The sequence below is a fragment of the Rhizobium sp. P1_C7 genome (genome assembly GCF_056406295.1).
In genome coordinates this window covers 24285-50114 of record NZ_JBFUAL010000021.1, presented here as the reverse complement: position 1 = coordinate 50114, position 25830 = coordinate 24285, and the positions used below count along the sequence as shown (strand labels likewise).

The following is a 25830-nucleotide window of genomic DNA, read 5'->3' as shown; positions in this document are numbered from 1 at the left end:
GAACGGGCGAAAGATGGTGTCTGCCCTGACACGCGAGGCTGGTCTAATCGCACCTGAGGCTGCCGGCCGCTGCACTGGTGGCCTGTGGGTTGGCTCCTATGTGAAGATCTGCACGCATCAGTGGCTTTACGAGCGTGGCGTTGCCCTGGCTGTGCGGCAGAGTGCGACGGAAGGAATGGAAGGCCATCGCAGGCTGTTGCGCCTGAAGACCGACGCCTGAGACGCAGGGTTTGCAGTCGGGCGGGTACACCGTCCGACTGTCTCGGCTTGTGAGCCGACTGTGGACGAGCCAAATCTTCAGCCAATCCCACCGAGGCAGACATATTTGATCTCGGTGAATTCCTCGATGCCGTAGCGCGAGCCCTCGCGGCCAAGGCCCGACAGCTTGACGCCGCCAAACGGCGCCTCGGCCGTCGAGATCAGGCCGGTGTTGACCCCAACCATTCCATATTCAAGCGCCTCGGCCACCCGGAAGACACGGGCCAGATCCTTGGCGTAGAAGTAGGAGGCGAGCCCGAACTCGGTGTCGTTGGCCTGTTCGATGACGTCAGCCTCGTCCTTGAACCGGAAGAGCGGCGCCACTGGCCCAAAGGTCTCTTCGCGCGCAACGGCCATCTCTCTGGTCACATTGACCAGCACCGTTGCCTCGTAGAAGGTGCCACCCAGCGCGTGCCGATTGCCTCCCTTTACCACGCTTGCGCCCTTGGCGAGCGCGTCGGCCACGTGCTCCTCGACTTTTTCCAGCGCCGGCTTGTCGATCAAAGGTCCGAGGATGACACCCTCGTCGAAGCCGTTACCCGTTTTGAGCTTGCCGACCGCTGCGCCGAGCTTCTGCGAGAAGGCCTCATAGACGCCCTCCTGCACGTAGAGCCGGTTGGCGCAGACGCAGGTCTGGCCGTTGTTGCGAAACTTGGCTATCAGCGCGCCTTCCACGGCGGCGTCCAGATCTGCATCGTCGAAGACGATGAAAGGCGCATTGCCGCCGAGCTCGAGGCCCAGTTTCTTGATCGTCGGCGCACTCTGCTTGTAGAGTTCGGCTCCGACCTCGGTGGAGCCGGTGAAGGTGAGCTTGCGAACCGTGGGGTTCGCCGTCATCTCTGCGCCGATGGCCGCCGCCGAGCCGGTAACGACGGAAAACAATCCCTTCGGCAGCCCGGCGCGCTCGGCCAGAACCGCGATTGCAATTGCCGAGAACGGCGTCTGCGAGGCAGGCTTCAGCACCATGGCGCAGCCGGCAGCAAACGCCGGACCGGCCTTGCGGGTAATCATCGCATTCGGAAAATTCCAGGGCGTGATTGCCGCCACGACGCCGATCGGCTGCTTCATCACCATGATGCGCTTGTCGGGCTGGTGGCCCGGGATGAGATCGCCATACACGCGGCGGCCCTCTTCGGCGAACCACTCGATGAAGCTGGCGCCGTAGACGATCTCTCCGGTTGCTTCGGCCAGCGGCTTGCCCTGCTCAAGCGTCAGGATGCGGCCGAGATCGTCCTTGTTCTCGATCATCAACTCGAACCACTTGCGAAGGATGCCAGCGCGCTCCTTGGCAGTGCGCGCCGCCCAACCCTTCTGGGCAAGGCGCGCGGCCTCGATCGCCGCTTTCGTCTCCCTGCCACCGAGCTTCGGAACACGGCCGATGATCTCGCCGGTCGCAGGATTGGTCACCTCGATCGCATTGGCAGGATCGGCTTCGATCCAGCTGCCGCCGATGAGCGCTGCCTGGCGAAAGAGAGTGGGGTCTTTGAGGTTCATATTATCCATCCTGTGCGAGAATTCACCGGACCTTGGCCGGGTGGCCGTGTCCAACGACGTCAAAGGCAAATTTTGGCGTCCTTTTCAGTCATGTCAAATTGGCCCGCTTGACGACGGAATACAACAGGTCGGTTCCTCCCTGGGCGCAAACCAACCCGTTTGCGCCCAGCGTGTCTGATCGTAAAAAGCACCTCGACTTCTAGGACTTTTTTGTCAGACGGCCGTGGATCGGCTCTGCCCGGTGCCAGTTCTCCAGGATGCGGCCGTCGGTATGCGTCTGCTTTGCCCAGCGGATGCCGTTCGAGATGACCTTGTGAATGGTCTTGTCGTGGTAGATCGGGTAGGTCTCGTGGCCGGGGCTGAAGAAGAAGATGCGCCCGCGCCCGCGCTGGAAAGTGCAGCCGCTGCGGAAGACTTCGCCGCCTGAATACCAGGAGATGAACACCAGTTCGTCGGGCTGGGGGATGTCGAAGGGTTCGCCGTACATCTCCGATGCGTTGACCTCGAAATAGGGCGGCAGGCCTTCGGCGATCGGATGCGACGGATTGACCACCCAGACCCGTTCGAGGTCTCCATCGGGCGTCTCTCGCCAGGAGAGATTGGCATTCGTGCCCATCAGGCGGCGGAAGAGCTTGGAGTGGTGGCCGGAGTGCAGCACCAGCAGCCCCATGCCCTTGAGCACGCGCTGCTGCACGCGGTCGATCAGCCCGTCGCTGACATCGTCATGGGCCATATGGCCCCACCAGAGCAGCACGTCGGTATCGTTGAGGACCGAGTCGGGCAGACCTTCGTGCGGGTCGTCGAGCGTCCCGCGGCGGATCTCGAAGTCGGGATGCGCAATGCCGGCGGCAATTGCGCCGTCGATGCGGTCGGGGTAAATCTCCTGCACTTCCTTGTGCAGTTGCTCGTGGCGTCCCTCGTTCCAGATGGTGACCTTGATTGTCATGATATCCTCGATGTTATGAAGCTTGGGCCTGGCGGATAACCCGTCCTGCGGAATCGAACAGGTGGCAGGCGGACGTATCTGCGGTGAGGGAGACGCGGTCGCCGGGTCGTACGGCAACGTCACCCTCCGCACGCACGACGATCGGCTGCTCCTGCGAGCCGACGGTCATGTAGGTTTCGACGCCGAGGCGCTCGACGATGACAACGTCGGCGGTGAAGTTGCCTTGTCCGTCGGGTGCGATCCTGAAGTGCTCGGGCCGAATGCCGAGCGTGGCCTCACCTTGCGGCACCGCACCGGTTGCATCTGCGAGGTCCAACGCAAGGCCGATCGGGCTTTGCGCGCGCAGTTCTCCGGCTTGCGGCCTGGTGATCGTCACCGGAATGGTGTTCATCCGCGGCGAGCCTATAAAGGTCGCGACGAACTCATTGTCAGGCCGATGGTAAAGGTCCATCGGCGCACCCTGTTGGGCGACCAGCCCCTTGTTCAGGACGACGATGCGGTCGGCCATGGTCATGGCCTCGACCTGGTCGTGGGTGACATAAACGACCGTTGCTTTCAGCTCCCGGTGCAGGCGCTGCAATTCTGCGCGCATCTGAACGCGCAGAGCGGAATCGAGATTGGAGAGCGGTTCGTCAAACAGGATCAGCGACGGCTTCTTGATGATCGCCCGGCCGATCGCGACACGCTGCCTTTGGCCACCGGAGAGGGCCGCGGGCCGGCGATCGAGATAGTCGGTCAGCTGCAGAATCTCGGCCACACCCTCCACCTGCTTCCGAATGTCCGCTTCCGGTACCTTCTTCAGGCTCAGCGAAAAGCCGATATTCTGTGCAACCGTCATGTGCGGATAAAGGGCGTAGGACTGGAACACCATGGCGATGCCGCGCTTGTCCGGCGGCACGTCGTTGATGCGTCGGCCATTCAGAATGAGATCACCGTCGTCTATCCCCTCGAGGCCCGCGATCATGCGCAGAAGCGTGGACTTGCCGCAGCCGGATGGGCCGACGAACACCGCGAATTCGCCGTCCTCGACGGTGATGTCGACGCCCTTGATGACCTCCAGCGCACCGTAGAATTTGCGAACGTTGTTGAGATTGATCATCGTTGGAACTCTTTCTGGCTATCAGCCTTTGACGCCGCCCGCGAAGGTCTGGACGAGGAAGCGCCGCGCGAAGCCAAAGGCGATCACTGCCGGCAGGAGATAGATGAAGGCAAGTGCGGCAAGCAGGCCGTAGTCGATTTCGTTGATGCGCAGGAACGCTCGGAAAAGACCGAGCGGCAGCGTCTGCAGCTCCGGTGACGACAGGAAGATCAGCGGCAGCAGGAAATCGCCCCAGGCCGACATGAAGGCGAACAGCCCGGCGGCCGCCAGGCCTGGCAGGGCCAGCGGGATCAGCACCCGGCGAATGCGCTGCATAAGTGTTGCGCCGTCCATCAACGCGGCCTCTTCATAGTCGCGTGGCAGGCCATCGAAGAACGTCTTCATGATCCACAGCGCCAAGGGAAGCTGCATCGTCGCGAGCACCAGGATCAGCCCGAGATAGCCGTCGATGAAACCCGTCCAGCGCATGATCGGCCGGGCGTATTCGCCGAAGATCGGCCGAAGAATGGCGCCCTCCATATTGTTCAGCATCAGCAGGAACTTGTAGAGCGGCACGACGAGCGCCGTCGGCGGCAGGACGCGGATCAGGAGGATGGCATAGAGGAAAGGCAGCTTCCACCAGGCGCGGGTGCGCGATAGCGCATAGCCGCCGAGCCCGGCGAGCACCATGACCAGAACGGTCGCTCCGCCAACGACGAAGAGTGAGTTGAACAACCACCTTGCCCCGTCTTCCTTGGTGAAGACCCTGGCATAATTGGCAAAAGTCCACTGTTCCGGCCACCGCACAAACAGCTGCGCATTTCCGTCAAGCGATGCCAGCAACACCCAGAAGAAGGGGATGGCGCAGAAGATCGAGATCAGTGACAGCGTCGCATAGGCAAGCAGGTCCGACCGGGTCTTGTTTGCATTTTCGGTAGGAGACATCGCGGCCATGTCAGACCTCCACCTTCATGGCCCGGACATAGGCGATGCCGAGGACGAGCGAGATCAACAGGGCGACCACTGCGACGGCTGCTCCGTAGCCCAGCTGGAAAGCGGTGAAGGACTGGTTGTAGATGTAGATACTGATGACCTCGGTTGCGCCACCCGGTCCGCCGCGCGTCAGGGCATAGACGAGGCCGAACACGGCAATCGTCGAAACGGCCGAAATCAGCATGTAGAGCAGGATCGTCGGCATCATCAACGGCAGGGTGATGCGGCGGAACATCTGCGAAGGGGTCGCACCATCCATGCGGGCTGCCTCATAGATTTCATTGGGAATAGTGCTAAGGCCGGCGGTCAAAAGGATCATGGCGGTGGCGATGCCGCGCCAGGTGTTGACGATGATGACCATCGACAGCGGGAAGACCTGCAGCCAATCGGCAGGGGTGACGCCGAAGAAGCTCACAATGCGGCTGAGCGTCGCGTGCTCGCCGCCTGCGAGCATCGAGATCCACATGAAGCCGGCGACGACTTCAGGGGCCGCGTTCGGCAAGAGAATGATGGAAGAGAATATCTGCCGGAAGCGAATGTTCCGACGCAGCGCGACCGCCGAGATCAGGCCGAGAACGAACTGACCGATCACGGCCGAGCCGATCACGAAGAAAAAGGTGACGAGCAGCGCATTCCAGAATTTTGCGTCGTTGAGAAGCCGGGCATAGTTGCGCAAACCGACGAAGCGCGGCCGCAGCGCCGCAGCGCCCGTCAGCGCTTCGTTGGTGAAGCTCAGATAGACGGAATAAAGCGCCGGATAGATCACGAAAGCCAGAAGCAGCACCAGCGATGGAAGCAGGATCACGAGAAGCTGACGCTCGACGCGTCGTTCGTGAGAATTGAGGACCATGAAGCTCACAACCTTGTCAGATCAGCGAAGACGCGGCAGATCGGCCGCGCCTCCGTCTTGGGCGGAAGTTGAAAGCCTTTGGCTTACTTGACCGCGTCGTCGCCGAGCGTTTCCTTGACGTAGTCGACAAGGATCTTCTGGGCGCCAGCGGCGTCGGTTTCCTTGCGCAGCAAGGCTTCCGTTGCGCGGGCGACACCTTCGGCGACTGTGCCGAACCCCGACGCCTGCTTCAGGAAGACGCCGTTACCGGCCGCTGCGTGGATCGGAACCAGCTCCGTCAGCTTCTGGAACGCGGCATTCTTGGCCGCGTCCTTGCTGGCCGGAATATTGCCGATGCGCGCTGCATAGGAAACCTGGGTGTCCACCGAGCCAATTTCCATCAGTGCCTTCGTGGCAAGTTCGACATTCGCCGACTTGGCATTGACGGCCCACGGAGCGGCCAGGTTGGCCAGCACATACTGGCCGCTGTCCTGACCCGGAACGGTCCAGGTGCCGACGATCTTGGTCACATCAGGGATGGGGTTCTTGCTCTCGCGACCCCAGTCGAAGATGTAGCACCAGGAGCCACAGGTGGTGGCCACAAGCTTGCCCTGCGGGAACATTTCATACTTCGGTACGACCCAGGGTTCAGGCCCAAGTAGCGGTTGCGTCGGCATCAGCTCCTTGTCGATAAGCTCCTTGTAGACGCCGAACACGTCCTTGATGCCTTCGCCGTTCAGATCGAGCTTGCCGTCGGGATCGACCAACTGCGGCGTCTTGGAACCAACGAGCAGGTGCTGGAAACCTTCGTCGAACGCGCCGCTGCCCCAGGAAACGCCTGCTGGAAAGAGCAGACCGTAGGCGCCGGTCTTCGCCTTGACCTCGGCGGCACGATCGAGGAGGTCCTTCCAGGTCTTCGGCTGTTCGGTCGAGATGCCGGCCTTGTCCAGCACGTCCTTGCGGAAATAGATTTCCTGGATGCCGAGCATGAACGGCATCACATAGGTCTCGCCATCGGGGCTGACGGCGAGCTGCTTGGCGACGTCATAGAAATTGGCGTAGCCGTCCCAGGCGTTGATGTCCTTGGTCACCGGCGCCAAGTAGCCGGCGGCGACCATATCGGCCACCGCAGCTGTCGTCGGGATGGAGAAGATATCCGGCGCGTTGCCGGCGCCAAGCTCGGTGAGAAGCTTCGTCAGGTAATCCTTGTCCGGCGCGGGGTATTCGATAACCTCGACGGTCACGCCGTATTTCTTTTCGATCGCCTCGACCGTCGACTTCATGGCGTCGATACCGGCCTGGCCGTGGTTTGCAATTCGGATTGTCTCGGCATGTGCCAGCGTCGACACAGCGCTGAGCAAAATGGCGCACAGGCCACCAATGACCGTCTTCTTCAACGGAAGTCCTCCCTTTTGGTTCTACAGCGCCCTCCAGCACCGTGATCAAAAATGTACACGCATTCTGAAATCAGGCAAGAAGGTTTTTATGATGGTGTTGAGTCATTTAGTAATGCATTGATTATAAACAGTTAAATATAACTTGCCATCATGTTTGCGATTGTGTAACCGTATACACAATGCTTTCGGGAGGAGTTTTCATGTCAAAGAAATTGCGGCTTGGCGTCGTTGGCGCGGGCCTGAAGGCGGCCGAGTATGCTGCAAGCTGGGCGACGATGCCCGAGATCGAATTCGTTGCGCTCGCCGACACGGTTCCCTCCTCGCGCCAGCGCCTGATCGATGTCTGCATCGCCGCCGGAAATGCGCAGCCAAGGAGCTTCGCGGACTATCGGGAGATGCTATCCACGTGCCGCGATGACCTCGACATCGTCTATGTCTCGACCCCGCACGCGTTCCATGCCGAACAGGCTGTAGCGGTTGCCGAGGCCGGCCTCGATCTGTTTCTCGAAAAGCCGATGGTCACCACCGTGGCCGAAGCAGAGAGGCTGATTGCCGCCCAGAAGAGGAGCGGGGTGACTGTTGTCACGGCTTTCCAAGGGGGGCTTTCGCCGCTGGTGGTCGATACGCGCAAGCGTGCACTCGCGGGGGAGTTTGGTGATTTGATCGCCATTGCAGGCATGATCTGGGAGAGTTGGTCTGATAATTACGACGGTCATTGGAAGCAGCAGCCCGAAATCTCCGGCGGCGGGTTCATGTTCGATACCGGCGCGCACATGATGAACACGGTTTGCCTGCTTGCGAACTCGGATTTTGACAGCGTCTCGGCCTATATGAACAACCAGGGCAAGAAGGTCGATATCGCAACGGCGGTCTCGGCTCGCCTGAAGAACGGCGCGTTGGCGACGTTGACTGCCGCAGGCGAGGGGCCTCCCGGCTGCGCTTCCTACATCACATTCTTCTATTCCAGGGCCATCGTGCGGATCGATGCGTGGGGCGGCTGGCGCGAGGTCAGTGTCGGCCGCATCAGCGAGCCCCGTGAGGAGGCCGAGATTCTTGACAATCCGATGAAGAACTTCCTCGCCATTCGGGCCGGCACGATGGAAAACACCGGCTCCGTTGAAATGGGCTTGCGATTCGCTAGGCTGTGGGATGCAATCAAGGAATCGGCAGCATCCGACGGGGCACCTGTCAGGATTGCCACATAAACGCGTGGACTATCGGAAATGAGCAAGCGGCGGATCACCTCCAAGGAACTGGCAAAGCTGGCCGGGGTGTCTTCCGCGACTATTTCGCGCGCCTTCTCGCCCGATTCCAGGATCGGCAGCGCCACCCGCGACCGTATTCTCGCGGTTGCGCGCGAATACGGCTATCAGCCGAATGCGATTGCCCGTTCGCTGAACAATCAGCGCTCCCGTCTCGTGGCGCTCGTCGTCAACGCGATCGGCAATCCTTGCGAAGCCGAGGAGCAGCAGCTCCTTGTCCACCGCCTGCAGGCACGGCAGCTTCTGCCGATCATTCTTTGCTGCGCAGATCACGACGACCGGCTGCAACTGATGCGTCTTGCATCCACCTATCAGGTCGACCATGTCGTGGTCTTCTCCGACATGGTCTCGATGCAGGATGCCGTCGATATCTTTCACACGACGAAGCCGATCATCGTTTCCTTCGAGCCGCTGGAAAACGAAAACGTCTCCAACATCCGTATCGATGGTTCCGCTGCGGCCGACGAGATCATCGACAAGATCGTCCGCGATGGAAAGAAACGCTTTGCCTATCTGTCCGGCACAAAGTCGAGCTGGATCGACAAGCTGCGTCGGAAGTGGTTCGCCGATGCGCTTGCAAAGCGCGGCCTGCCGCTCGAGGCCGAGGCCTTTGGCGACTACAGCTATGATTCCGGCTTCAAGGAGGCGATTCTCCTGCTGCATCGCTCGAAAGTCGACGCCATCATCTGCGGCAACGATGTCATGGCGATCGGCGCCCGGGATGCTGCGCGGCGCGTGCTCGGAAAGAACACGCCCGATGATCTCGCAATCGTCGGGCAGGATGGCATCGCCATGGCCGGCTGGGACTGCAACGACCTGACCACGCTGAGCCTCGACCACGCTGCGTTCATGGATGCGGTTGTGGATCTGATCGAGCGCCATGATGCCGATCTGGAAGGGCCACACAGCATAACGCTCACCTGCACGGCGCGTTGGGGCTCGACAGCATAGGCCACAGCATCTGCCAACGCCCCCTTCGCAATCGGCACGATCGCCAGCGGTCGCTGCTTTTGACGACGATGTCTTGACGGCAGCTGGCAAAAGAAATGGTATAAGCGGCCAGTGCTACTCGATGGCGGCGTTGCGGCAGCAGCGCCGGAACCACATGACCGCGGAAAATCGACGCGACACTTTCGACCTTCGGGCAGTCGAGGCTTTGACCTCCCTGCTCTTTTTTCTGTTTTCGGCTTCGATCTGCCTTGGCGAGCCCTCCCAGAGCCCAGCTCCGGTCGCCTGCCTTTATACCCGGTCGGTATCCTCGTCCGGGGAGATGCTCTGTATTCGAAAGGACAACTTTGTAAGCGACCTCTGCGGCGCGATCGAGCGCACCGCTACGGATCACGATCTGCCGCCGGACTTTTTTGCGCGGTTGATCTGGCGCGAGAGCAGATTTCGTGCGGATGCCCTGAGCTACAAGGGAGCGCAGGGCATCGCACAGTTCATGCCGGGGACGGCGAAGTTGCGTGGCCTGCGAGACAGCTACGATGTGCTGGAGGCTTTGCAGAAGTCGGCGGAGTATCTCGATGAACTTCGCGACCGCTTTGGCAATCTCGGACTGGCTGCCGCCGCCTACAATGCCGGCGAGAATGGAGTGTCGAACTATCTTGGCGGCGCAAACCTGCCGTCCGAGACACGAAGCTACGTGATGGCCATTACCGCCCGCAGCGTCGATGACTGGAAGTCCGGCAACTCGGATGAGACAACACGGGTGCTCGACGAGAACAAGCCCTTCGTCGAAAGCTGTGTGGCACTCGCTTCCGGCCGCAATTGGAGCCAGCCGGCCTGGCAAACGGAGGGTGCCTGGGCACCCTGGGGGGTACAGATTGCGGCGCACGCCAGCCCCGACGTTGCCCGTCGGCTATTTTTCGAAGCGGTACAGGGGCTGCCCGCGCCGCTCAATCAGGAGCAGCCGCTTATTCTGCGTCAACGCGACCGGAGTTTCGGCTACCGCCCGCGCTATGTTACCCGCATCGCGCGCCAGACGAGGGCGCAGGCAAATGACCTGTGCACTCAAATCCGCAAGAGCAACAGGACTTGCCTTGTCTTCAAGAACTGAAATCGGCGGTGGCGCAGCCTGACGACAGCCGGATACCCGCATCTGCGGCGATCCATAGGGCTCAGGGCGATCTAGCGATCAATTCGCGTCGACAATATGATCGAGGACAACGTTCTTTCCACGCCGTCAATCTCGCCGATCTGATCAATGATCTTGTCCAGTTCGCTGATGGAATTTGCAGCGACGATGGCGATCAGGTCGAAGCTTCCGCTGACGGAAAAGACCGAGCGAACATGTGAAATGGCGTGAAGGTCCCGTGTCACGCCTCCCAGCGATTTCGCGGCGAGCGTGATGAGTATATGCGCCTTGACGAGCCCTTTTTCGAAATCATCAGACAGGCGCACGCCATAGCCTGAAATCACGCCGTCACGTTCCAGGCGCTCGATCTTTGCTTGCACGGTCGTGCGCGACAGGCCGAGCTTGCGCGCCAGGAGGGCAACCGGCATCCGAGCGTTTTCGCTCAACAGCGCAAGCAGATCCCGATCCTTGTCGTTTAGCGTCATATTGTACGATCTTATCGTCGATCTGTTCAAACTAATTAGTAGAATTAGTCATTATGGCGCTTGGATTCAACATGCGGAGACTGAATAAAAAAACCATAAAGATTGGCCGGCAGAGGAGGTTCAAATGCGAAGTGTTGTTGTAGTGGGTGCAGGCAAGATCGGATCGACGATTGCGAGATTGCTTGCCTATTCAGGGGACTATCACGTCACTTTGGCGGACAGGAGCGCCGAGCAGCTCTCGCAGATCGAACAGCATGACGCCATTTCCGTTGCCGAGATCGACATCTCCGATAGCGCCGCCATGGTACGTCTGCTCGCCGGCAAATTTGCCGTTCTCAGTGCTGCGCCATATCACCTGACGATCCCGATCGCAGAAGCGGCTGCCAAGGCCGGCGTACACTATCTCGATCTGACGGAGGATGTGGAATCGACCCGCCAGGTCAAGGCGATCGCTGCGACCGCCACGACTGCGTTCATTCCGCAATGCGGACTGGCGCCCGGCTTCATCTCGATCGTTGCAAATGACCTTGCCAGCCGCTTCGACACGCTCGACAGCGTGCGCATGCGTGTGGGCGCGCTGCCGCAGTATCCGTCCAATGCCCTCAACTACAATCTGACCTGGAGCACCGACGGCGTCATAAACGAATACATCGAGCCCTGCGAGGCGATTGTCGAAGGGCAGTTGATCAAGGTTCCGGCACTTGAAGAACGCGAGGAATTCTCACTTGATGGCGTAACCTATGAGGCGTTCAACACATCAGGTGGGCTGGGAACGCTCTGTGAGACCCTGAAGGGCAAGGTTCGGACGCTGAACTACCGCACGATCCGCTATCCCGGCCATGCTGCCATCATGAAGGCACTTCTCAACGATCTGGGGCTGCGCCATCGCCGCGAGGTGCTCAAGGACATTTTCGAGAACGCGCTGCCTTCGACCATGCAGGACGTCGTGATCATTTTCGTTACCGTCTCCGGACGCAAGGAGGGGCGGCTGGTCCAGGAAACATACGCCAACAAGGTCTATAGCGCCGTCATAGGCGGCCGCATGATGAGCGCAATCCAGATCACCACGGCGTGCAGCATCTGTGCTGTCCTCGACATGCTGTCACAGGGCGTACTTCCTGCCAACGGCTTCATCCGCCAGGAGGATATTAGCCTGGATGCCTTCCTGAAGAGCCGCTTCGGCCATCATTATGAGCAGAAGTCATACTCCGACAGGGTCGCCAGCTAGAGGGATCGAACCGCAGTCTCGCCAAGAGCGAGGTTGCCTCGTCCAACTGAAGGCAAGCGATCTGGCGAACCTGGAACGTCGGATCCACCCCGGATCGAGGCGCCGGACGCAACCGCGTCCTGCGCCGCAACAAAATGTCAATGCTTGTCCTCTTCTGCGTGCCGTCGTCGAATGTTGCGCACGACCAGCCACATGCCGGCGACGACAAGCGGCACCGAGAGGCCTGTCAACGCCTCGGGCGCGACATCGAAGCCTGCGATGTGGGCGCCCTTCGCCAGATATCCAAGCAGGCCGACGACATAGTAGGAGATCGCCGCGACCGAGAGCCCTTCCACCGTCTGCTGCAGGCGCAGTTGGAGCTGGGCGCGCCGATCCATCGAATTCAGCAGCGTCGAGTTGATGCGCTCGAGCTCGACATCGATCCAGCTTCGTAACAGGGCCGTGGCGCGGGCGAGCTTGCGCGACAGGTTCGCCTGCCGCTCCTCCACCGATTGACAGGTCCGCATTGCCGGTGCCAGCCGCCGATCGAGGAAGGAGCCAAGGGTTTCGCTCCCCGACGGGGCGGTCTCGGCAAGCGCACGGATCCGCTCCTGCACGATTTCGTTGTAGGCGCGGCTTGCGCCGAAACGGTAGAGGCTCAGGGCCGCATTGGCCTCAAGGTCGGCCGCCAGGCGCGTAATCTCCGACAGCATCTGGTCTGCCTCGTCACGGGCATGCTGCTTCATCCGCTGCGTGATTGCGGTCAAGCCAGATTCGATGCGGCGAATTTCCGGCGAAAGCGATTGCGCCAGCGGCAGGCCCATCATCGCCAGTGTGCGGTAGGTCTCGATGTCGAGCAGTCGCTGGACGAGGGCACCGCGGGCGCTGTCGCTCATGCCACGGTCAATGACGAGGATTTTCGTCAGTCCGTGGCCGTCCTGACGAAAGTCGGTGAGGATCGTTGCCTGACCGTTTTTGAGGTCGCTGCGGCACAGGCTCGTCGGATCGAAAACGACGATGTCCTCGTCGGTCGCTGTTGTGTCGGGTCTAATTTCCAGTCGAATTCCCGAAATGAACGGTCCCGGCGCAGAAAAGCCATCGCCGAAGGGGTGCACGGGGATATCGATCCCAAACCGTTCCGGCGCCGGACTGTCCCAGAAATAGGTCGAGAATTCGGTATGCCGTTCCCATCTCAGGGTTCCCTGACCCCAACTTATCGCGTGATGGCTTGTTTCAGGGGCGGGCGGTGCGACGCCACTTGAGCGCGACAGGCCGGCAAGTGTTTCCTGGTCTGCGTCGGCAGCCGAGTCCGTCAGAAAGGCGAGTTGGAAGATGACGCGCGGGGCGGTCACAAGCGCAAATGGTCGTGCATGAATTTCGCCGATCGCACGTGCGCGCAGTTCAGCAGGAGGGAAGGCAAAGCTTCCTCGTGTCATCGATCATCCTTTCGATCGGCCCGTTTTTCAAGCCAGGAATGCCGGCGCGTCCTGGCCATGGACAGATCGCACACAATAAATGCGATGTAAATCATGCACTTAGGTTGGTGCCGCCTCAGTAAGCAATTCAATCGATTAGCCGACAGAATGCCGCAGCGACCCGGCCTTGCGACATTGAGGCCGACGGTCAATTACTCCTGGTCGGCACAAAGACCGTTCATTGAGGCGCGGCAGTCATGAACCATGTCTGGCGTAGGTGGATGATGTCCCTGCGCCATCCGCGCCCGACGACATCAAGGGCGAGCGCATGTTCATGAAGCACGAAAACCTGCTAACCTCGGCCATAGGCGAGGCTTTTCTTGTGATGAAACAATCATCGTTTTTGCCGATGGCGCTATCGGTTTTCTCCGTTTCCCTTCCGCGCCGTCTTCACCCCATTGTCCGGGACGTTATCGAGTTAAAAACGGGAAACACCAAGATGAGTGTCATTGGAAATTCGAGGGTACTGATTGTCGGAGGCAGCTCCGGGATGGGCTTGGCGCTGGCAGGAAGGGCGCTTGCCGCCGGTCGCCACGTCGTCATCGCCGGGCGCAGCGAGGAAAAGCTGGAACGCGCGCGTTCAGAGCTTCAAAAGCCAAAGAATCTTGTGACAGCTGCACTCGACACCAGCCAAGAAGATCAAGTGTCCGGTCTTTTCAGCAGTTTCGATCCCTTCGATCACATCGTGAGTACCGCAGCTGAAATTGCCGGTGCTTATGAGCTTCTGCCCTCCCTTGATTTGCGCGCTGCCCAACGGGTCATCGAGAGCAAGCTTTATGGTCCGCTTCTACTTGCAAAGTATGGGGCAACTGCAATGCGCACCGGTGGATCAATGACGTTTACATCCGGAATTGCGGCCTATCGGCCGTCAGCCAGGGGCTCGGTCGTCGCAGCGGTCAATGCCGCCCTGGAAGGTCTGGTGCGCGCACTTGCGATCGAACTCGCACCCATACGCGTGAACGTGGTTTCTCCGGGCTGGGTCGATACACCGATCTGGAAATTCGTGGCGGGCGACAGGAAAGACGATACTTTAAACGCCATGGCGCAGCGTCTGCCGCTGGGGCGCGTGGGACGACCAGACGACATTGCACACGCGATTGAATTTCTGATGAACAATCCGTTTACAACGGGGACGACACTGCATGTCGAGGGCGGTCATCGATTGATCTGAGTGCCGAGAAATCGTCGCTGACGGCGGTCAACAGGGTCCTTAGTACTGGCGGCTGCACGCGCTTGCGTCGCCAGATCATTGACACTTCGACGGACCGCGTTGGACCTGGCCAGAACATCTCTTCAATCTCCCCCCGACCAAGGGCGTCTTGGACTGCCACCCTGGGAACAAGCCCGTACCCTCCCGTTGCGGCCACCATTCGCGCGATCGCCCCGATGCTGCCAACCTCGGTAACCAACTTGGGTGCTGCCATTCCCGCCTCAGAAAATGCACTGTCGAACAGACGCCGATAGACACATCCGGCCTCGGTCGACAGAAAGCGCATCGAGGCAAGGTCCTGCAAGGCCAACGCTTGCGAGGCATGCTCGCTTTGAGGGGGCGTGATCAGGACGAGAGGCTCGTCGAAGAGCACTCTCCTATTCCAACGCTCGTCGTGGCCAACGGCACCGAGGCAGATTGCAATGTCGATTTCGCTGTTGCCCAGTTTGCGAAGCAAGTCGCCACTACCGGACACCACGAGCTGCACATCGATCGCCGGATGTTTCCTTTGGAAGATCGACAAAAAACCTGGAAGTCGAGCCGAAGCGATCGTTTCAAGCGTACCGATACGAACAGTCTTCTCCCGAGCCGAGAACGCGCCGACGGCGGCGCGAGCTTCCTCGACCAAGCCAAGGATTTCTTCGGCATAGCGCTGCAATACCTCACCGGCCTGCGTCAGGGCGAGGCCCTGTTTCGACCGCACGAAAAGCGCGGTTCCAAGTTCAGCTTCCAGTGACTGGATCTGGTCGCTCACGCTCGATTGAGCGAGATGGATATCCTCGGCCGCGCGCGTCAGGTTTCGATGTCGAGCGGCCGCTAGGAATGTCTTGAGGAGCCTCGGATTCATGGACTTACCAATAGTGCGCGTTTTGGTGAAAAGGAACTGCTTTTGAGCGTCCAGCCAAAATCCGGTCCAGGCGCGGACTACGGGCAGAAGAACGCGTTGCGACTTGCAGCGCAACGGTTATCGCGATCGCGACTGGGAGACCCGAGCTGGCACCGCCGAGCTTCGTATCCCAAGGCGTTTCGACCCGTTCGGTCGATGAGCTGGTCAAGGCCATGGGCATGAGCGGCATACGAAAGCCAGGTTTCCCGGCCTTGCGAAGAGATCGACGATAAAGTGAAGGTTTTTCTTTCCCGGCCCATCTCAGGCGACTGGCCCTACCTTTGCTGACGCCGGGCAATCGGGATGCAAAGCAGGGCGCAGGCCGTGAGCACGGCAATGACCATCCAGGCCTCGTTGATGGCCTGAACGCTCGCGGCGGTCTGGATCAACGGATCGAGCATCGCCGTCGTGTCCGCATCGAAGCTTCCCACATGACCGACAATGGCTTGCGCCGGCGCGCCGACGAATGATGCGGCCGCAACGTCACCGGCCTGAAGACGAGCCCATAAATCCTGACCCAGGGGCTCCGATCGCGTGTAGATGATGGTGTCGATCAAAGCGATACCAATCGCTCCGCCAAGATTTCGCATCAGGTTGAAGAGGCCGCTCGCATCCGGCACGCGTTCAGGTGAAAGCGTGCCAAGCGCGAGGCGCGTTGGCGGCAGCAGGCAGAACATGATTGCAACGCCGCGCACGACCTGGGGCCAGAACATCGCGTCGTAGTCGGTACCGGGGTCTTGGAAAGCACTCATGCCGACCCCGACAGCAAAGAGGCCGAATCCTATCGCCGATAGTGGGCGCGCGTCCGTCCGCTTCTCCAGCGCGACCACGATCGGAGCCGTTAGCAGCTGAGCGATCCCTGTAACCAGCATCGTCTCTCCGATCTCCAGGGCGCTATGGCCCCTGACAAACGCGAGAAACACCGGCATCAGATAGACGGAGCCGAATAAACCGATTCCGAGAACAAAGCTGAGAATTGAACCCACGAGAAAGTTTCGGTCACCGAAATTCCCGAGATCGACCAGCGGCCGCGCACGGCGCAGTGTTCGCACCACAAATGCCGATCCTGATGTGAGGCTGACGAGGAGCAAGCCGACAACATATGCCGAGCTCCAGCCGCCTGTCGGGGCCTCCTTCATTGCGAGCTCAAGGGTTGTGAGCGCCGTTGCCATCGTCACCAATGACAAGGCATCGAGGTGCCTGATATGCGACGCATCCACCCGTTGTCTGGGCAGGGAAAGCGCGGCGACGGCGCCCGCGCCGAGACCAGGGAGAACATTGATCAGGAACAGCCAGTGCCATGAATAGGTTTCGGTGATCCAGCCGCCGACGATCGGTCCAATCGTCGGGGCGAGCACTGCGAGAACACCAGCGATCGTCGTCGCCAACGCCTGACGCCTGTCGGGAAACAGGATGAACACGGCGGAAAATACCGCCGGAATGATGGTGCCGCCCGAGAAGCCTTGAAGCACCCGCCAGGCCACCAGCGCGCCAAAGCTGCCGCTGGCCGCGCAGCCTGCCGAGGCTATCGCAAACAAGGTGATAGCGGTTACGAAGAGCCATCGCATCGTGAGGAACCGCGTAAGGAAGCCGGTAAGCGGGATCGCAACAACCTCGGCGATCAGATAGGCCGTTTGTATCCAGCTCATTTGATCGGGGCCGATTTCAAGCGCGGACTGTATGGTGGGCAGCGACGTTGCGACGACCTGTATGTCGAGGATCGCCATGAACATGCCGGCGCACATGGCAATAAAGCCAATCCAGACAATGGCAGTTCTTTCGTCTGGATGAGCAGCTTCAGATCTTTCCGACATTTGACGATCCTGAGCGCGCGATGGTGTCCCTCGCTTACACCGACAACATAGTTCGGATGACGGCAGAATCGATAGAGGCCTTCGAGACTATCGACTCCGAGGGGAGCGTTTCAACCGCATGTCCAGAAGGTGGCCAACAGCCCGCGACAGGCGCGCTGGCTGCACCGTGGATCATCGCTGCCGAAAGCCGATGCGTGTACTAGGTGCGCAGATCAAGGAGCAGACGTTCCAGTTCGGCAAGCAGCTCGGTTTGAACCGGAATGCCAAGCGCCTCGTTCCGGTCCCGGGCTTCATAGCGCCGCTGCGATGGAAGGCGCGCGCCCTGGTCGGTGATGGAACGGAACAGACCCTCGGCCCTTTGAAGGTTCTGCGCGACGCCTCCTGCGAGGAAGGAGTGTGGATCGAGCGCAATGATGAGTTCACCGTGGCAAGGCGTAACGCCGGCGCCTTCGTCAAAGGCCATAGACTCCGTGCTCATCATGTCCCCGATCAGCGGACCGGCGAGAAGCTCGATCATCGCCGACAGGGCCGAACCCTTGTGGCCGCCAAAAGTCAGCATCGCACCCTGCAGCGCTTCGGTGGGATCCGTCGTGTCCTGGCCCTCGCTGTTGATGGCCCAACCGATGGGCAGGGGCCTTCCTGCACGCCGGTGAAGCTCAATTTCACCACGGGCTGCCGCACTGGTGGCGAAGTCGAAGACAAATGGTCGCGTGTCCGGTCGCGGCCAGCCAAAGGCCAGAGGATTGGTCCCGAAGGCGGGTCTGATGCCTCCTGCGGGGGCAACCCAGCTATGGCTTGGCGTGAGTGCCAAAGCCACGAGACCAGCGTCGGCGATCGCCTCGACCTCCGGCCAGAGAGCGGAAAAGTGAAAGCAGCGCGTGATGGCCATCGCAGCTATGCCCTGCTGCCGCGTCTTGCTGACCAGCTTCGGCAGCCCGGTTTCGAATGCCAGCAAGGAATAGCCGAGGTTGGCATCGACCCGAACGATCCCAGGCGCCGCGTCATCAACGACCGGGACGGCGTTTGGATCGATTTTTCCGGCCTTGATGGTCCGCACGCAGCCCAGCAGGCGATAGAGCCCATGCGAATAGCATTCGTCTTGTTGCGCGGCCACGATGGACGCTGTCACCGTCCGGGCGTGATCGGGTGTCAGACCTGCTTCCAGGAGGATCTGGGTGCTGAGCGTGTGCGCGGCTTCGCGCGAGAGATATGTGATGCTGGAAGACATGAGAGCTAGCCTGTTGTCAAATACAGGAAGAGGCGCTGTGACGCGCCTCTTTGCGATTTGTACCGGGCGACCCCAACCGGATCACTCGTTGAACAAAGGTGACAGCCTGTGGGTCAGGCTGCTTTCCTGCTGAGCGACGGGCGCGTGGCCGCGGCTTTTTCGACCATGGCAGTGACCTCGGCGCGGCGTGCACCCGTGAGAGGCATGCGTGGCATGCGCACACGTTCCGTGCCGCGGCCCATGATCTGCTCGGCGAGCTTGATGGACTGAACCAGATCGTGTTCTGCATCGAGATGAAGTAGCGGCATGAACCAGCGGTAGATGCGACGGGCTTCTTCCCAGTCGCCGCGCTCGGCTGCCGCGATGAGCTGAACCGATTCCTGCGGGAAGGCGCTGGTGAGGCCCGAGACCCAGCCCTTGGCGCCGAGCATCATGCCCTCGAGGGCTACGTCGTCGAGGCCGGCAAAAAGGTCGAAACGATCACCGAACTCATTGATGAGGTCGGTGAAGCGGCGCGGATCCGGTGCGCTTTCCTTGACGGCCTTGATGTTCTCGACGCCTTCGAGCTCGCGCAGCACGTCGACGCCGATGTTGACGCGATAGGCGGGCGGATTGTTGTAGAGCATGATCGGCAGCGAAGTTGCCTCGGCAACCGCCTTGAAATGGGCGACCAGCTCGTGCGGCTTCGGCACATAGACCATGGCCGGCAACAGCATGAGACCATCGGCTCCGAGCTTCTCGGCATCCTTTGCGTAGGCGATAGCCCGGCGGGTGTCGAACTCGGAGACACCGGTGACGACAGGCACACGACCGTTCACCACCTCGACGGCGGCCTTGAGGATCGTGCGCTTCTCTTCGGGATCGAGCGAGTTGTTCTCGCCGCAAGTGCCCATCACGATGAGGCCGGTGACACCATCGTTGACGAGCGCGTCCTGCACGCGTTGGGTGTTGTCGAGATCGACCGACAGATCTTCATGGAATTGCGTTGTTACAGCGGGGAAAACGCCGCGCCAGCCAGTGGTCATTTCAGCCTCCTATCATGTTGTTGCAAACATCAGTATACAAACTGTCGACAAAATCAAGTGCCCGGTCAAAATTGACATCGCCCGGCATGCCCGAAGCGATGGGAAACGGGAGGCCAGCGATGTTGCGGCAAGGCACTTTCGCCCTCGGGTCGGCGTGTCGGACCGGCGCATTCGGCGCGTGCGGAAGCGTCAGCTAAACGGCTCGAGCGGGTTCTCTGCGGGCTTGGTGAACCATCGAGCACCGTGTTCGGTCATGTAAATATGGTCTTCCAGACGGATCCCGAACTGATCGGGAAAGACGATCATCGGCTCATTGGAAAAACACATGCCCTTTTTCAACCGCATCGCATTTCCGCGGACGAGATAAGGCTCTTCGTGAATTTCGAGGCCCAGCCCATGCCCTGCGCGGTGTGGCAGACCGGGAAGGCTATAGTCTGGACCGAGCCCGTGGCTCAGCAAGACACGCCGTGCTGCATCGTCGACGCTGCCGCATGCCGCCCCCAGCGCAGCCGCATCGAAGACAGCCTGCTGCGCTTCCCGTTCGATCGCCCATGCGCGGGCAAAGGCCTCACTCGGAGTGTCGAGCACGTATGTGCGGGTCAGATCTGAATGATAGCCATCGATGCGGCAGCCGGTGTCCACCAGCACGACGTCTCCCGGCGAGTATACCTGATCGCCGTCAGCACCGTGGGGAAGCGACGTTGCCTGGCCGAATGAAACGATGCTGAAGGAGGAACCGCCTTCTGCGCCCAGAGCCCGATGCTGTTCGTCGATGTAACGGACCACTTCGGATGCGCGGATGCCCGGCTTGATGACGTCGTGGGTACGCCGTTGCACCTCCAGCGTGAGGTTCATCGCATATTGGATGATGTCGATTTCAGGCCGCGACTTGCAAAGGCGCAGATCGCGGATCGTCCGGCCCCCGTCAAGCAGCCACTCGGGTCCAATGTGCGAAGCCAGGGCGTGGTAGACGAACAGGGGCAAGGCGTCGTCGAGAGCCAGGCGCTTCCTGGAGCCGAGGAGCTTTGCTACCAGGGCCGCGCTGCTCTCGTCTTCCTCCCAGGCGAGGATTTCACCAGCAAGCTTTGGCAGGCTGTCGACGCGACTGCGCTCGAAGCCGGGCACGATGTAGTAGAATTCCGTGGGCGTGATCAGCGCGCCCAGCAGGCGTTCGCTCTGGTGCCACACAAGGCCTGTGAAATAACGCAAACTTTCCGTCGGGCCGAGCAAAATGCCACCGATATCTTTATCCTCGAGCTTGGTCCGCAGGTGGGCGATGCGCTCCTGCCGTTCGGTGTCGTTGATGGGAGGGACGGGATGAGGCCAGGACATTTCTCTGGTTCCAATCTTGATCAATCGATTTTCGGAGGGCTGCCCCAACGATGGCGGCAAAAAACTATACACGCGATGTCGCCAGTTTGTCGACAACGATTTGACTCCGCCGCCCAATGCGAGTGAAGCAGGCCATGTATCTCCTGAAGGGACCTCCGAGGTTGTATGGGTTTCCCTGCTAAAAATGATCATTTAGAAGATTGTTATATTAGCATCTTGACATGTGGCGCAGCTGCTCTCATCTGATTCTTCCTTTGGAGGATTCCGATGAACGAGCACCTGCGCATCAGAGAGCTCATCGTTGCCGTGGAGCGACGCAACGGCGTCACTATGCGTTGCCATGACACGCTCGATAGCCTGGCCCGCAGCCTGCTTTATCGCTGGCCTGAAGACGACCGCGGCAAAGAGTGGATTGTCGCGCAACAAACGTGTCTTGAGGCAATGGAGGGTATCCGCGATCCTGAGCAGGCGAGGGCGGCATTTGTCGCCGCAGCGCAGGCGGCGGGAATGCTCATGGTCAGGGAAGAGTATATCCAGGAGCACCCTGAGCCCCGCGCACGGAAGACCAAGCGCGGAGATTCGCCAACAACGCATTGATAGGAGGTTTGTCGCATGGGCTATTTTCATCTTACGCCCGACATGACGAAAATTATGCTACTTGGAGTGTTTGTAGCGGTCGCCTTGAAGGTGCTGGGAATCTACTAACTCTGGGCAAGGTTGACTCTTGCCTCGGCTATCCAGCTAGTTCGAGAGTTGTTACCAGACAATAAGTCCGCAGGACGTGGGATAGACGCGTGCCTCGGCTCTCTCGAATGTCTTGCCGCCAAAACCGTTGTTGGCGCGATAGGTCATGACGACCTTATGGTCTCCATCGTCCACAGACGAGATAACAGTATCGATATACTTAAAACTGCTTGGGTCACACAGCCTGGCCTTCACGACGTCCTTTAGCGCCGGCAGCGATAATCATGCAGCAACTTGGTGGCCACAGCTAATGGTTTGGAGGGGAAAAAGCCAAATAGCGGCCGAGACGCTTGATATCGAGATGTAGCTGGCGTCCCGCGTTGGGGACAACTGACCGCCGGTCAGCCAAGGCCGTTTCTTCTCGACGCAAAGGCGTCAGTCGGGCATTCTTGTGAATGTTCATTCGGAGCGATCCTCCTGAAAGCTCACACCTAACCAAATCACATCCTTGAACTGGCAATGCGTCGGCATTAAAGATGACTCTCTGCTTTTGATGTCAGCGAATTCCTGGAGCGCTCCTGGAGCTTCCCGGGCTCGCGCGTCGATTGCTAGTGCCGTGCGTCCTGTCGTGAGCTCTCCTCGTATTCTGGATGCCGATTTCGGACGAACGAGACGTGCTAAACAATTCCGCAGGTTGCTATTCAAAAAGCTCGCGGTTGGCAGATTCAATGGCTGGTAGGTCTATAAGAATGCCATTCAGGTGCGCCCGCATGGCGTCTGCCGCCGCATCTGCATTCCTAGCGTCGATCGCGGCGACGATGTTTTCGTGCTGAACGATGAGATTGTTCATGGAAGTGGGGTTGCGCAGTTGCAAATTGCAAACCCGGTCCATGTGAGCCTTGATGTCTGAAATTGCGTTCCAGGCCAATCCACACCCGGCACCCTCGGCAATCGCGATATGGAACTGCTCGTCCTCTCGACGAAACGCATTGTGATCATGTGCCTTCATCGCGCTTCTCTGGCGCTCGAGAATGCTGTCGATCTTCCGCCGTGTCCAGGTATCGAAGCTTTCGCTGGCACGCCGGGCGACCGCGACCTCGATTGCCTCGCGCACGAAGCGGGCCTCCATCATTTGGCGTGCGGAGATGAGAACCACGACCGTACCGCGGTTCGGCCGGATTTCAACAAGCTTGGACTTTCCAAGAGCGATCAGTGCCTCGCGAACCGGCTGCCTGGAGACGCCCAGGCGGGACGCGATCTCCTGTTCGGACAACCGCGAGCCGGGCGCAAGATCGAGACGGATGATCGCCTCGCGCAAATCCCGTTCGACCTGAGCAGCGGTCGTCTCCCCGGTCTCGATCTTCAATGTCTCAAGGGTCATGCTTCGCGCCACCGTCATCTCGTTGACATCAGTTAAAAACCACCATACAGTACCATACAACTTAACGACAGCACAAGCACGGCGCTCGATATGCCGGGCCAGGATGGAGGAGCCGGGGCACAAAACCCTGGTTGGTTGATGACGATACAGTCCAATTTCATAAGTCCCGACTCTAGTGATCCGCGTTTGCGGAGTAAATCCCGCTACCGGATGCTTGTCGATGGCAAGTCAATAGATGCTGCCTCGGGCAAGACCATAGACCGGGTGAGCCCAGGCCACGCCGGCATTCTCGTCGGCACGTGGCCCGACGCGTCTGCCGACGATGTTCGCGCAGCAATCGGCGCTGCCCGCCGCGCCTTCGATACCGGGCCATGGCCCCGTATGTCGGGTGCCGAAAGGTCGCGCCTGATGTTCAAGACGGCCGAGCTCATCCTTGCCCATGTGGAAGAAATTGCGTTGATCGAAAGTCTGGAGGTTGGAAAGCCGATCGCCCAGGCACGGGGTGAAATCACGTTCTGCGCCGATCTCTGGTCCTATGCGGCCGGCCAGGCCCGGGCACTGGAAGGCCAGACCCACAACAATATCGGTGACAACAGGCTCGGTCTGGTACTGAGAGAGCCTGTCGGGGTCGTGGGCATCATCACGCCCTGGAATTTTCCCTTCATCATTGCCTCCGAGCGGGTGCCGTGGGCGATCGGTGGCGGCTGCACGGTCGTGCTCAAGCCGTCTGAGTTCACCTCCGGCACCTCGATCCGCATGGCGGAACTGGCACGCGATGCCGGTATTCCCGACGGCGTCTTCAATGTCGTCACCGGCTACGGCGATCCGGCCGGCCAAGTCTTGGCGGAAGATCCGGGCACCGACATGATCGCCTTTACCGGCTCGGTGCGGGTCGGAACGAAGCTTGGTGAAATCGCTGCCCGAAGCGTCAAACGCGTCGGCCTCGAACTGGGCGGCAAGGGTCCACAGATCGTCTTTGCCGATGCTGATCTGGAGGCGGCCGCGGATGGCATTGCCTATGGTGTCTACCACAATGCCGGCCAGTGCTGCATTTCGGGCAGCCGCCTGCTTGTGCAGGAGGGTATCCGCGACGCGCTGCTCGACCGCCTGCTCGATATTTCCCGCAAGGTCACCTTTGGCGATCCATTGAACGAGCGGACGAAAGTCGGAGCCATGATCTCGGAAGCGCATGCCGCCAAGGTTCATTCCTATGTCGAGGCGGGACAGGCCGCCGGCGCTGATCTGCTGCTTGGCGGATCCAGGGTCGGAGAAGGCACCGGGCTTTACTACGCCCCCACTGTATTTTCGGGCGTGACCGCAGACATGTCGATCGCCCGGGAGGAGATTTTCGGGCCGGTCCTTTCGACACTGACCTTCAAGACGGCCGACGAGGCAGTCGCTTTGGCAAATGCGTCGGAATTCGGTCTGTCGGCGAGCGTCTGGTCGACCAATCTCGAGAACGCGCTACAGAGCATTCGACGCATCCGGGCCGGGCGGTGCTGGATCAACAGCGTTATCGACGGCGCCCCTGAACTGCCGATCGGCGGCTACAAAAAGAGCGGCCTCGGCAGGGAACTCGGCCGCTACGGTTTTGACGAGTATTCGCAGTTTAAGGGCATTCACGTGACCTTGGGCCGGCCGGATCCTTGGTTCGGGTGATGCTGATCATACGAAACTGAGGCAGAGGAGGAGAATCTCGGCTGGCGCGATCTTTGGTCGGAGCCCGACAGCCGAGAAATGGGTCTTTCGACCCTGATTGCACATCCAAAGGGAGGATACGCAAATGAAATTGACCAAACTGAAAACCGCAATGCTTGCGGCGTGCGCAGCTATGGCCTTTACATCCACCGCCTTGGCGGCCGATGTCAAGGCGACGATGATCATCTACCTCGATCCAAGTGTCCAGTTCTTTAATCCCGTTGTCAAAGGCGCACAAGATGCTGCGGCGCAGTTCGGCGTGGATCTCGACGTGCAATATGCCAACAACGATCCGGTGCGCCAGAACGACCTGATCGAGAGCGCTACCGTCAGCCGCGTTGACGGCATCGCCGTTGCGATCTCCAGTTCGGATGCTTTCGATGCCAGCATCTGCGCTGCCGTCAAGGCCGGCATCATCGTCATCGGCTTCAACAATGACGATCTCGAGGGCGCCAAGGGCAATTGCCGTCAGGCCTATGTCGGCATGGATGAATTCGCCTCGGGCTATGAGCTTGGTAATCGCATGATCGAGCAGTTTGGGCTGAAGGACGGCGACGTGGTTTTCAATCCGCGCGAGATCCCCGAAGCCAGCTTCGCGGTCGCGCGCGGCGGTGGCATCGAGAAAGCGATGACCGAAAAGGGCATCAAGGTAGAGACGGTTCGCTCCGGGCTCGATCCGGCCGAAGCGCAGAATATCATTGCCCAATTCCTGATCGCCAACCCAACCGTCAAGGCGCTGTTCGGTACGGGGTCCGTTACCTCGACGGTCGGCGCAGGCGCCATCAAGGATGCGGGCGTCAAAATTCCCTTCGGCGGCTTCGATCTGGCGGTCGAAATCGTCAACGCTGTTGAATCGGGCGCCATGTTCGCCACGATGGATCAGCAGCCCTACCTGCAGGGTTACTATCCGATCGCCCAGATTGCGCTGGCGAAGAAATACGGATTGACCCCGACGGATGTCGATACGGGTCAAGGCGCCTTTCTCGACAAGTCGCGCATCAGCTCCGTCAAGCCTCTGATCGGTAGCTATCGATAGAGCATCACGCTTGAAGACCTTCCGGCGAAAGCCGGAAG

22 protein-coding genes and 2 pseudogenes are annotated in these 25830 nt (G+C 60.0%); 10 read left to right on the top strand and 14 right to left on the bottom strand.

The window, feature by feature from the left end:
* Window positions 1-58 precede the first annotated feature (58 nt).
* Window positions 59-220: pseudogene (locus tag AC1D2R_RS25560) on the top strand (histidinol dehydrogenase); the annotation flags it as partial.
* A 77-nt stretch (window positions 221-297) separates the two neighbouring features.
* Here the strand turns inward: AC1D2R_RS25560 and gabD are convergent.
* The 6 genes from gabD to AC1D2R_RS25530 form a co-directional block, all read right to left on the bottom strand.
* Complete coding sequence (gabD, locus tag AC1D2R_RS25555; RefSeq protein WP_477971740.1) at window positions 298-1752, bottom strand: NADP-dependent succinate-semialdehyde dehydrogenase; 1455 nt, start codon at window positions 1750-1752, stop codon at window positions 298-300.
* Window positions 1753-1951: 199 nt separating this feature from the next.
* Window positions 1952-2698 (bottom strand): ThuA domain-containing protein, encoded by a 747-nt coding sequence (locus tag AC1D2R_RS25550; RefSeq protein ID WP_477971738.1) that lies wholly within the window; start codon window positions 2696-2698, stop codon window positions 1952-1954.
* A gap of 13 nt (window positions 2699-2711) precedes the next feature.
* Window positions 2712-3797, bottom strand: coding sequence for an ABC transporter ATP-binding protein (locus AC1D2R_RS25545; RefSeq protein ID WP_477971736.1), 1086 nt, complete (start codon window positions 3795-3797; stop codon window positions 2712-2714).
* 21 nt (window positions 3798-3818) lie between these two features.
* A complete protein-coding gene (locus tag AC1D2R_RS25540) occupies window positions 3819-4730 on the bottom strand; it encodes a carbohydrate ABC transporter permease (protein WP_477971734.1) in 912 nt (303 codons plus the stop codon).
* 1 nt (window position 4731) lies between these two features.
* Complete coding sequence (locus tag AC1D2R_RS25535; protein WP_477971732.1) at window positions 4732-5619, bottom strand: carbohydrate ABC transporter permease; 888 nt, start codon at window positions 5617-5619, stop codon at window positions 4732-4734.
* Window positions 5620-5702: 83 nt separating this feature from the next.
* Complete coding sequence (locus AC1D2R_RS25530; protein ID WP_477971730.1) at window positions 5703-6995, bottom strand: ABC transporter substrate-binding protein; 1293 nt, start codon at window positions 6993-6995, stop codon at window positions 5703-5705.
* A 200-nt stretch (window positions 6996-7195) separates the two neighbouring features.
* Between AC1D2R_RS25530 and AC1D2R_RS25525 the strand changes: the two genes are divergently transcribed.
* The 3 genes from AC1D2R_RS25525 (at window position 7196) to AC1D2R_RS25515 (ending at window position 10313) form a co-directional block, all read left to right on the top strand.
* On the top strand, window positions 7196-8200 hold the full coding sequence (locus AC1D2R_RS25525) for a Gfo/Idh/MocA family protein (protein WP_477971728.1): 1005 nt from the start codon (window positions 7196-7198) through the stop codon (window positions 8198-8200).
* Between the two features lie 18 nt (window positions 8201-8218).
* Complete coding sequence (locus tag AC1D2R_RS25520; RefSeq protein ID WP_477971726.1) at window positions 8219-9208, top strand: LacI family DNA-binding transcriptional regulator; 990 nt, start codon at window positions 8219-8221, stop codon at window positions 9206-9208.
* Between the two features lie 154 nt (window positions 9209-9362).
* The gene (locus AC1D2R_RS25515) at window positions 9363-10313 is read left to right on the top strand and encodes a lytic transglycosylase domain-containing protein (protein WP_477971724.1); all 951 of its coding nucleotides are present in this window, start codon (window positions 9363-9365) and stop codon (window positions 10311-10313) included.
* Between the two features lie 71 nt (window positions 10314-10384).
* On the opposite strand, the gene AC1D2R_RS25510 is transcribed toward AC1D2R_RS25515, so the two are convergent.
* On the bottom strand, window positions 10385-10816 hold the full coding sequence (locus tag AC1D2R_RS25510) for an Lrp/AsnC family transcriptional regulator (RefSeq protein ID WP_477971722.1): 432 nt from the start codon (window positions 10814-10816) through the stop codon (window positions 10385-10387).
* A 124-nt stretch (window positions 10817-10940) separates the two neighbouring features.
* Between AC1D2R_RS25510 and AC1D2R_RS25505 the strand changes: the two genes are divergently transcribed.
* Window positions 10941-12044 carry a saccharopine dehydrogenase family protein gene (locus tag AC1D2R_RS25505; protein WP_477971720.1) on the top strand — a complete coding sequence of 368 codons (1104 nt, stop codon included), beginning with the start codon at window positions 10941-10943 and terminating at the stop codon, window positions 12042-12044.
* 137 nt (window positions 12045-12181) lie between these two features.
* On the opposite strand, the gene AC1D2R_RS25500 is transcribed toward AC1D2R_RS25505, so the two are convergent.
* A complete protein-coding gene (locus tag AC1D2R_RS25500) occupies window positions 12182-13459 on the bottom strand; it encodes a DUF3422 family protein (protein WP_477971718.1) in 1278 nt (425 codons plus the stop codon).
* Window positions 13460-13937: 478 nt separating this feature from the next.
* Between AC1D2R_RS25500 and AC1D2R_RS25495 the strand changes: the two genes are divergently transcribed.
* Complete coding sequence (locus AC1D2R_RS25495; RefSeq protein ID WP_477971860.1) at window positions 13938-14669, top strand: SDR family oxidoreductase; 732 nt, start codon at window positions 13938-13940, stop codon at window positions 14667-14669.
* Here the strand turns inward: AC1D2R_RS25495 and AC1D2R_RS25490 are convergent.
* Window positions 14620-15555 (bottom strand): LysR family transcriptional regulator, encoded by a 936-nt coding sequence (locus AC1D2R_RS25490; RefSeq protein WP_477971716.1) that lies wholly within the window; start codon window positions 15553-15555, stop codon window positions 14620-14622. The two genes, AC1D2R_RS25495 and AC1D2R_RS25490, sit on opposite strands and share 50 nt — an antisense overlap.
* 33 nt (window positions 15556-15588) lie before the next feature.
* Here AC1D2R_RS25490 and AC1D2R_RS25485 point away from each other — a divergent pair.
* A pseudogene (locus AC1D2R_RS25485) lies at window positions 15589-15876 on the top strand (transposase); the annotation flags it as partial.
* Here AC1D2R_RS25485 and AC1D2R_RS25480 read toward each other — a convergent pair.
* The 4 genes from AC1D2R_RS25480 to AC1D2R_RS25465 form a co-directional block, all read right to left on the bottom strand.
* Complete coding sequence (locus AC1D2R_RS25480; protein ID WP_477971714.1) at window positions 15870-17408, bottom strand: DHA2 family efflux MFS transporter permease subunit; 1539 nt, start codon at window positions 17406-17408, stop codon at window positions 15870-15872. The pseudogene AC1D2R_RS25485 and the gene AC1D2R_RS25480 overlap by 7 nt on opposite strands.
* 199 nt (window positions 17409-17607) lie before the next feature.
* Window positions 17608-18636 carry an Ldh family oxidoreductase gene (locus AC1D2R_RS25475; protein WP_477971712.1) on the bottom strand — a complete coding sequence of 343 codons (1029 nt, stop codon included), beginning with the start codon at window positions 18634-18636 and terminating at the stop codon, window positions 17608-17610.
* A gap of 113 nt (window positions 18637-18749) precedes the next feature.
* Window positions 18750-19661 (bottom strand): dihydrodipicolinate synthase family protein, encoded by a 912-nt coding sequence (locus AC1D2R_RS25470; protein WP_477971710.1) that lies wholly within the window; start codon window positions 19659-19661, stop codon window positions 18750-18752.
* Window positions 19662-19850: 189 nt separating this feature from the next.
* Window positions 19851-20993, bottom strand: a complete 1143-nt coding sequence (locus AC1D2R_RS25465; RefSeq protein ID WP_477971708.1) for a M24 family metallopeptidase — start codon at window positions 20991-20993, stop codon at window positions 19851-19853.
* 267 nt (window positions 20994-21260) lie between these two features.
* Between AC1D2R_RS25465 and AC1D2R_RS25460 the strand changes: the two genes are divergently transcribed.
* On the top strand, window positions 21261-21590 hold the full coding sequence (locus AC1D2R_RS25460) for a DUF982 domain-containing protein (RefSeq protein WP_477971706.1): 330 nt from the start codon (window positions 21261-21263) through the stop codon (window positions 21588-21590).
* 784 nt (window positions 21591-22374) lie between these two features.
* On the opposite strand, the gene AC1D2R_RS25455 is transcribed toward AC1D2R_RS25460, so the two are convergent.
* Window positions 22375-23076 carry a GntR family transcriptional regulator gene (locus AC1D2R_RS25455; protein ID WP_477971704.1) on the bottom strand — a complete coding sequence of 234 codons (702 nt, stop codon included), beginning with the start codon at window positions 23074-23076 and terminating at the stop codon, window positions 22375-22377.
* Window positions 23077-23202: 126 nt separating this feature from the next.
* On the opposite strand from AC1D2R_RS25455, the gene AC1D2R_RS25450 reads away from it, so the two are divergent.
* Together AC1D2R_RS25450 and AC1D2R_RS25445 are read left to right on the top strand one after the other, a co-directional pair.
* On the top strand, window positions 23203-24717 hold the full coding sequence (locus AC1D2R_RS25450) for an aldehyde dehydrogenase family protein (RefSeq protein ID WP_477971858.1): 1515 nt from the start codon (window positions 23203-23205) through the stop codon (window positions 24715-24717).
* A gap of 124 nt (window positions 24718-24841) precedes the next feature.
* A complete protein-coding gene (locus tag AC1D2R_RS25445) occupies window positions 24842-25792 on the top strand; it encodes a sugar ABC transporter substrate-binding protein (RefSeq protein WP_477971702.1) in 951 nt (316 codons plus the stop codon).
* Window positions 25793-25830: the final 38 nt, after the last annotated feature.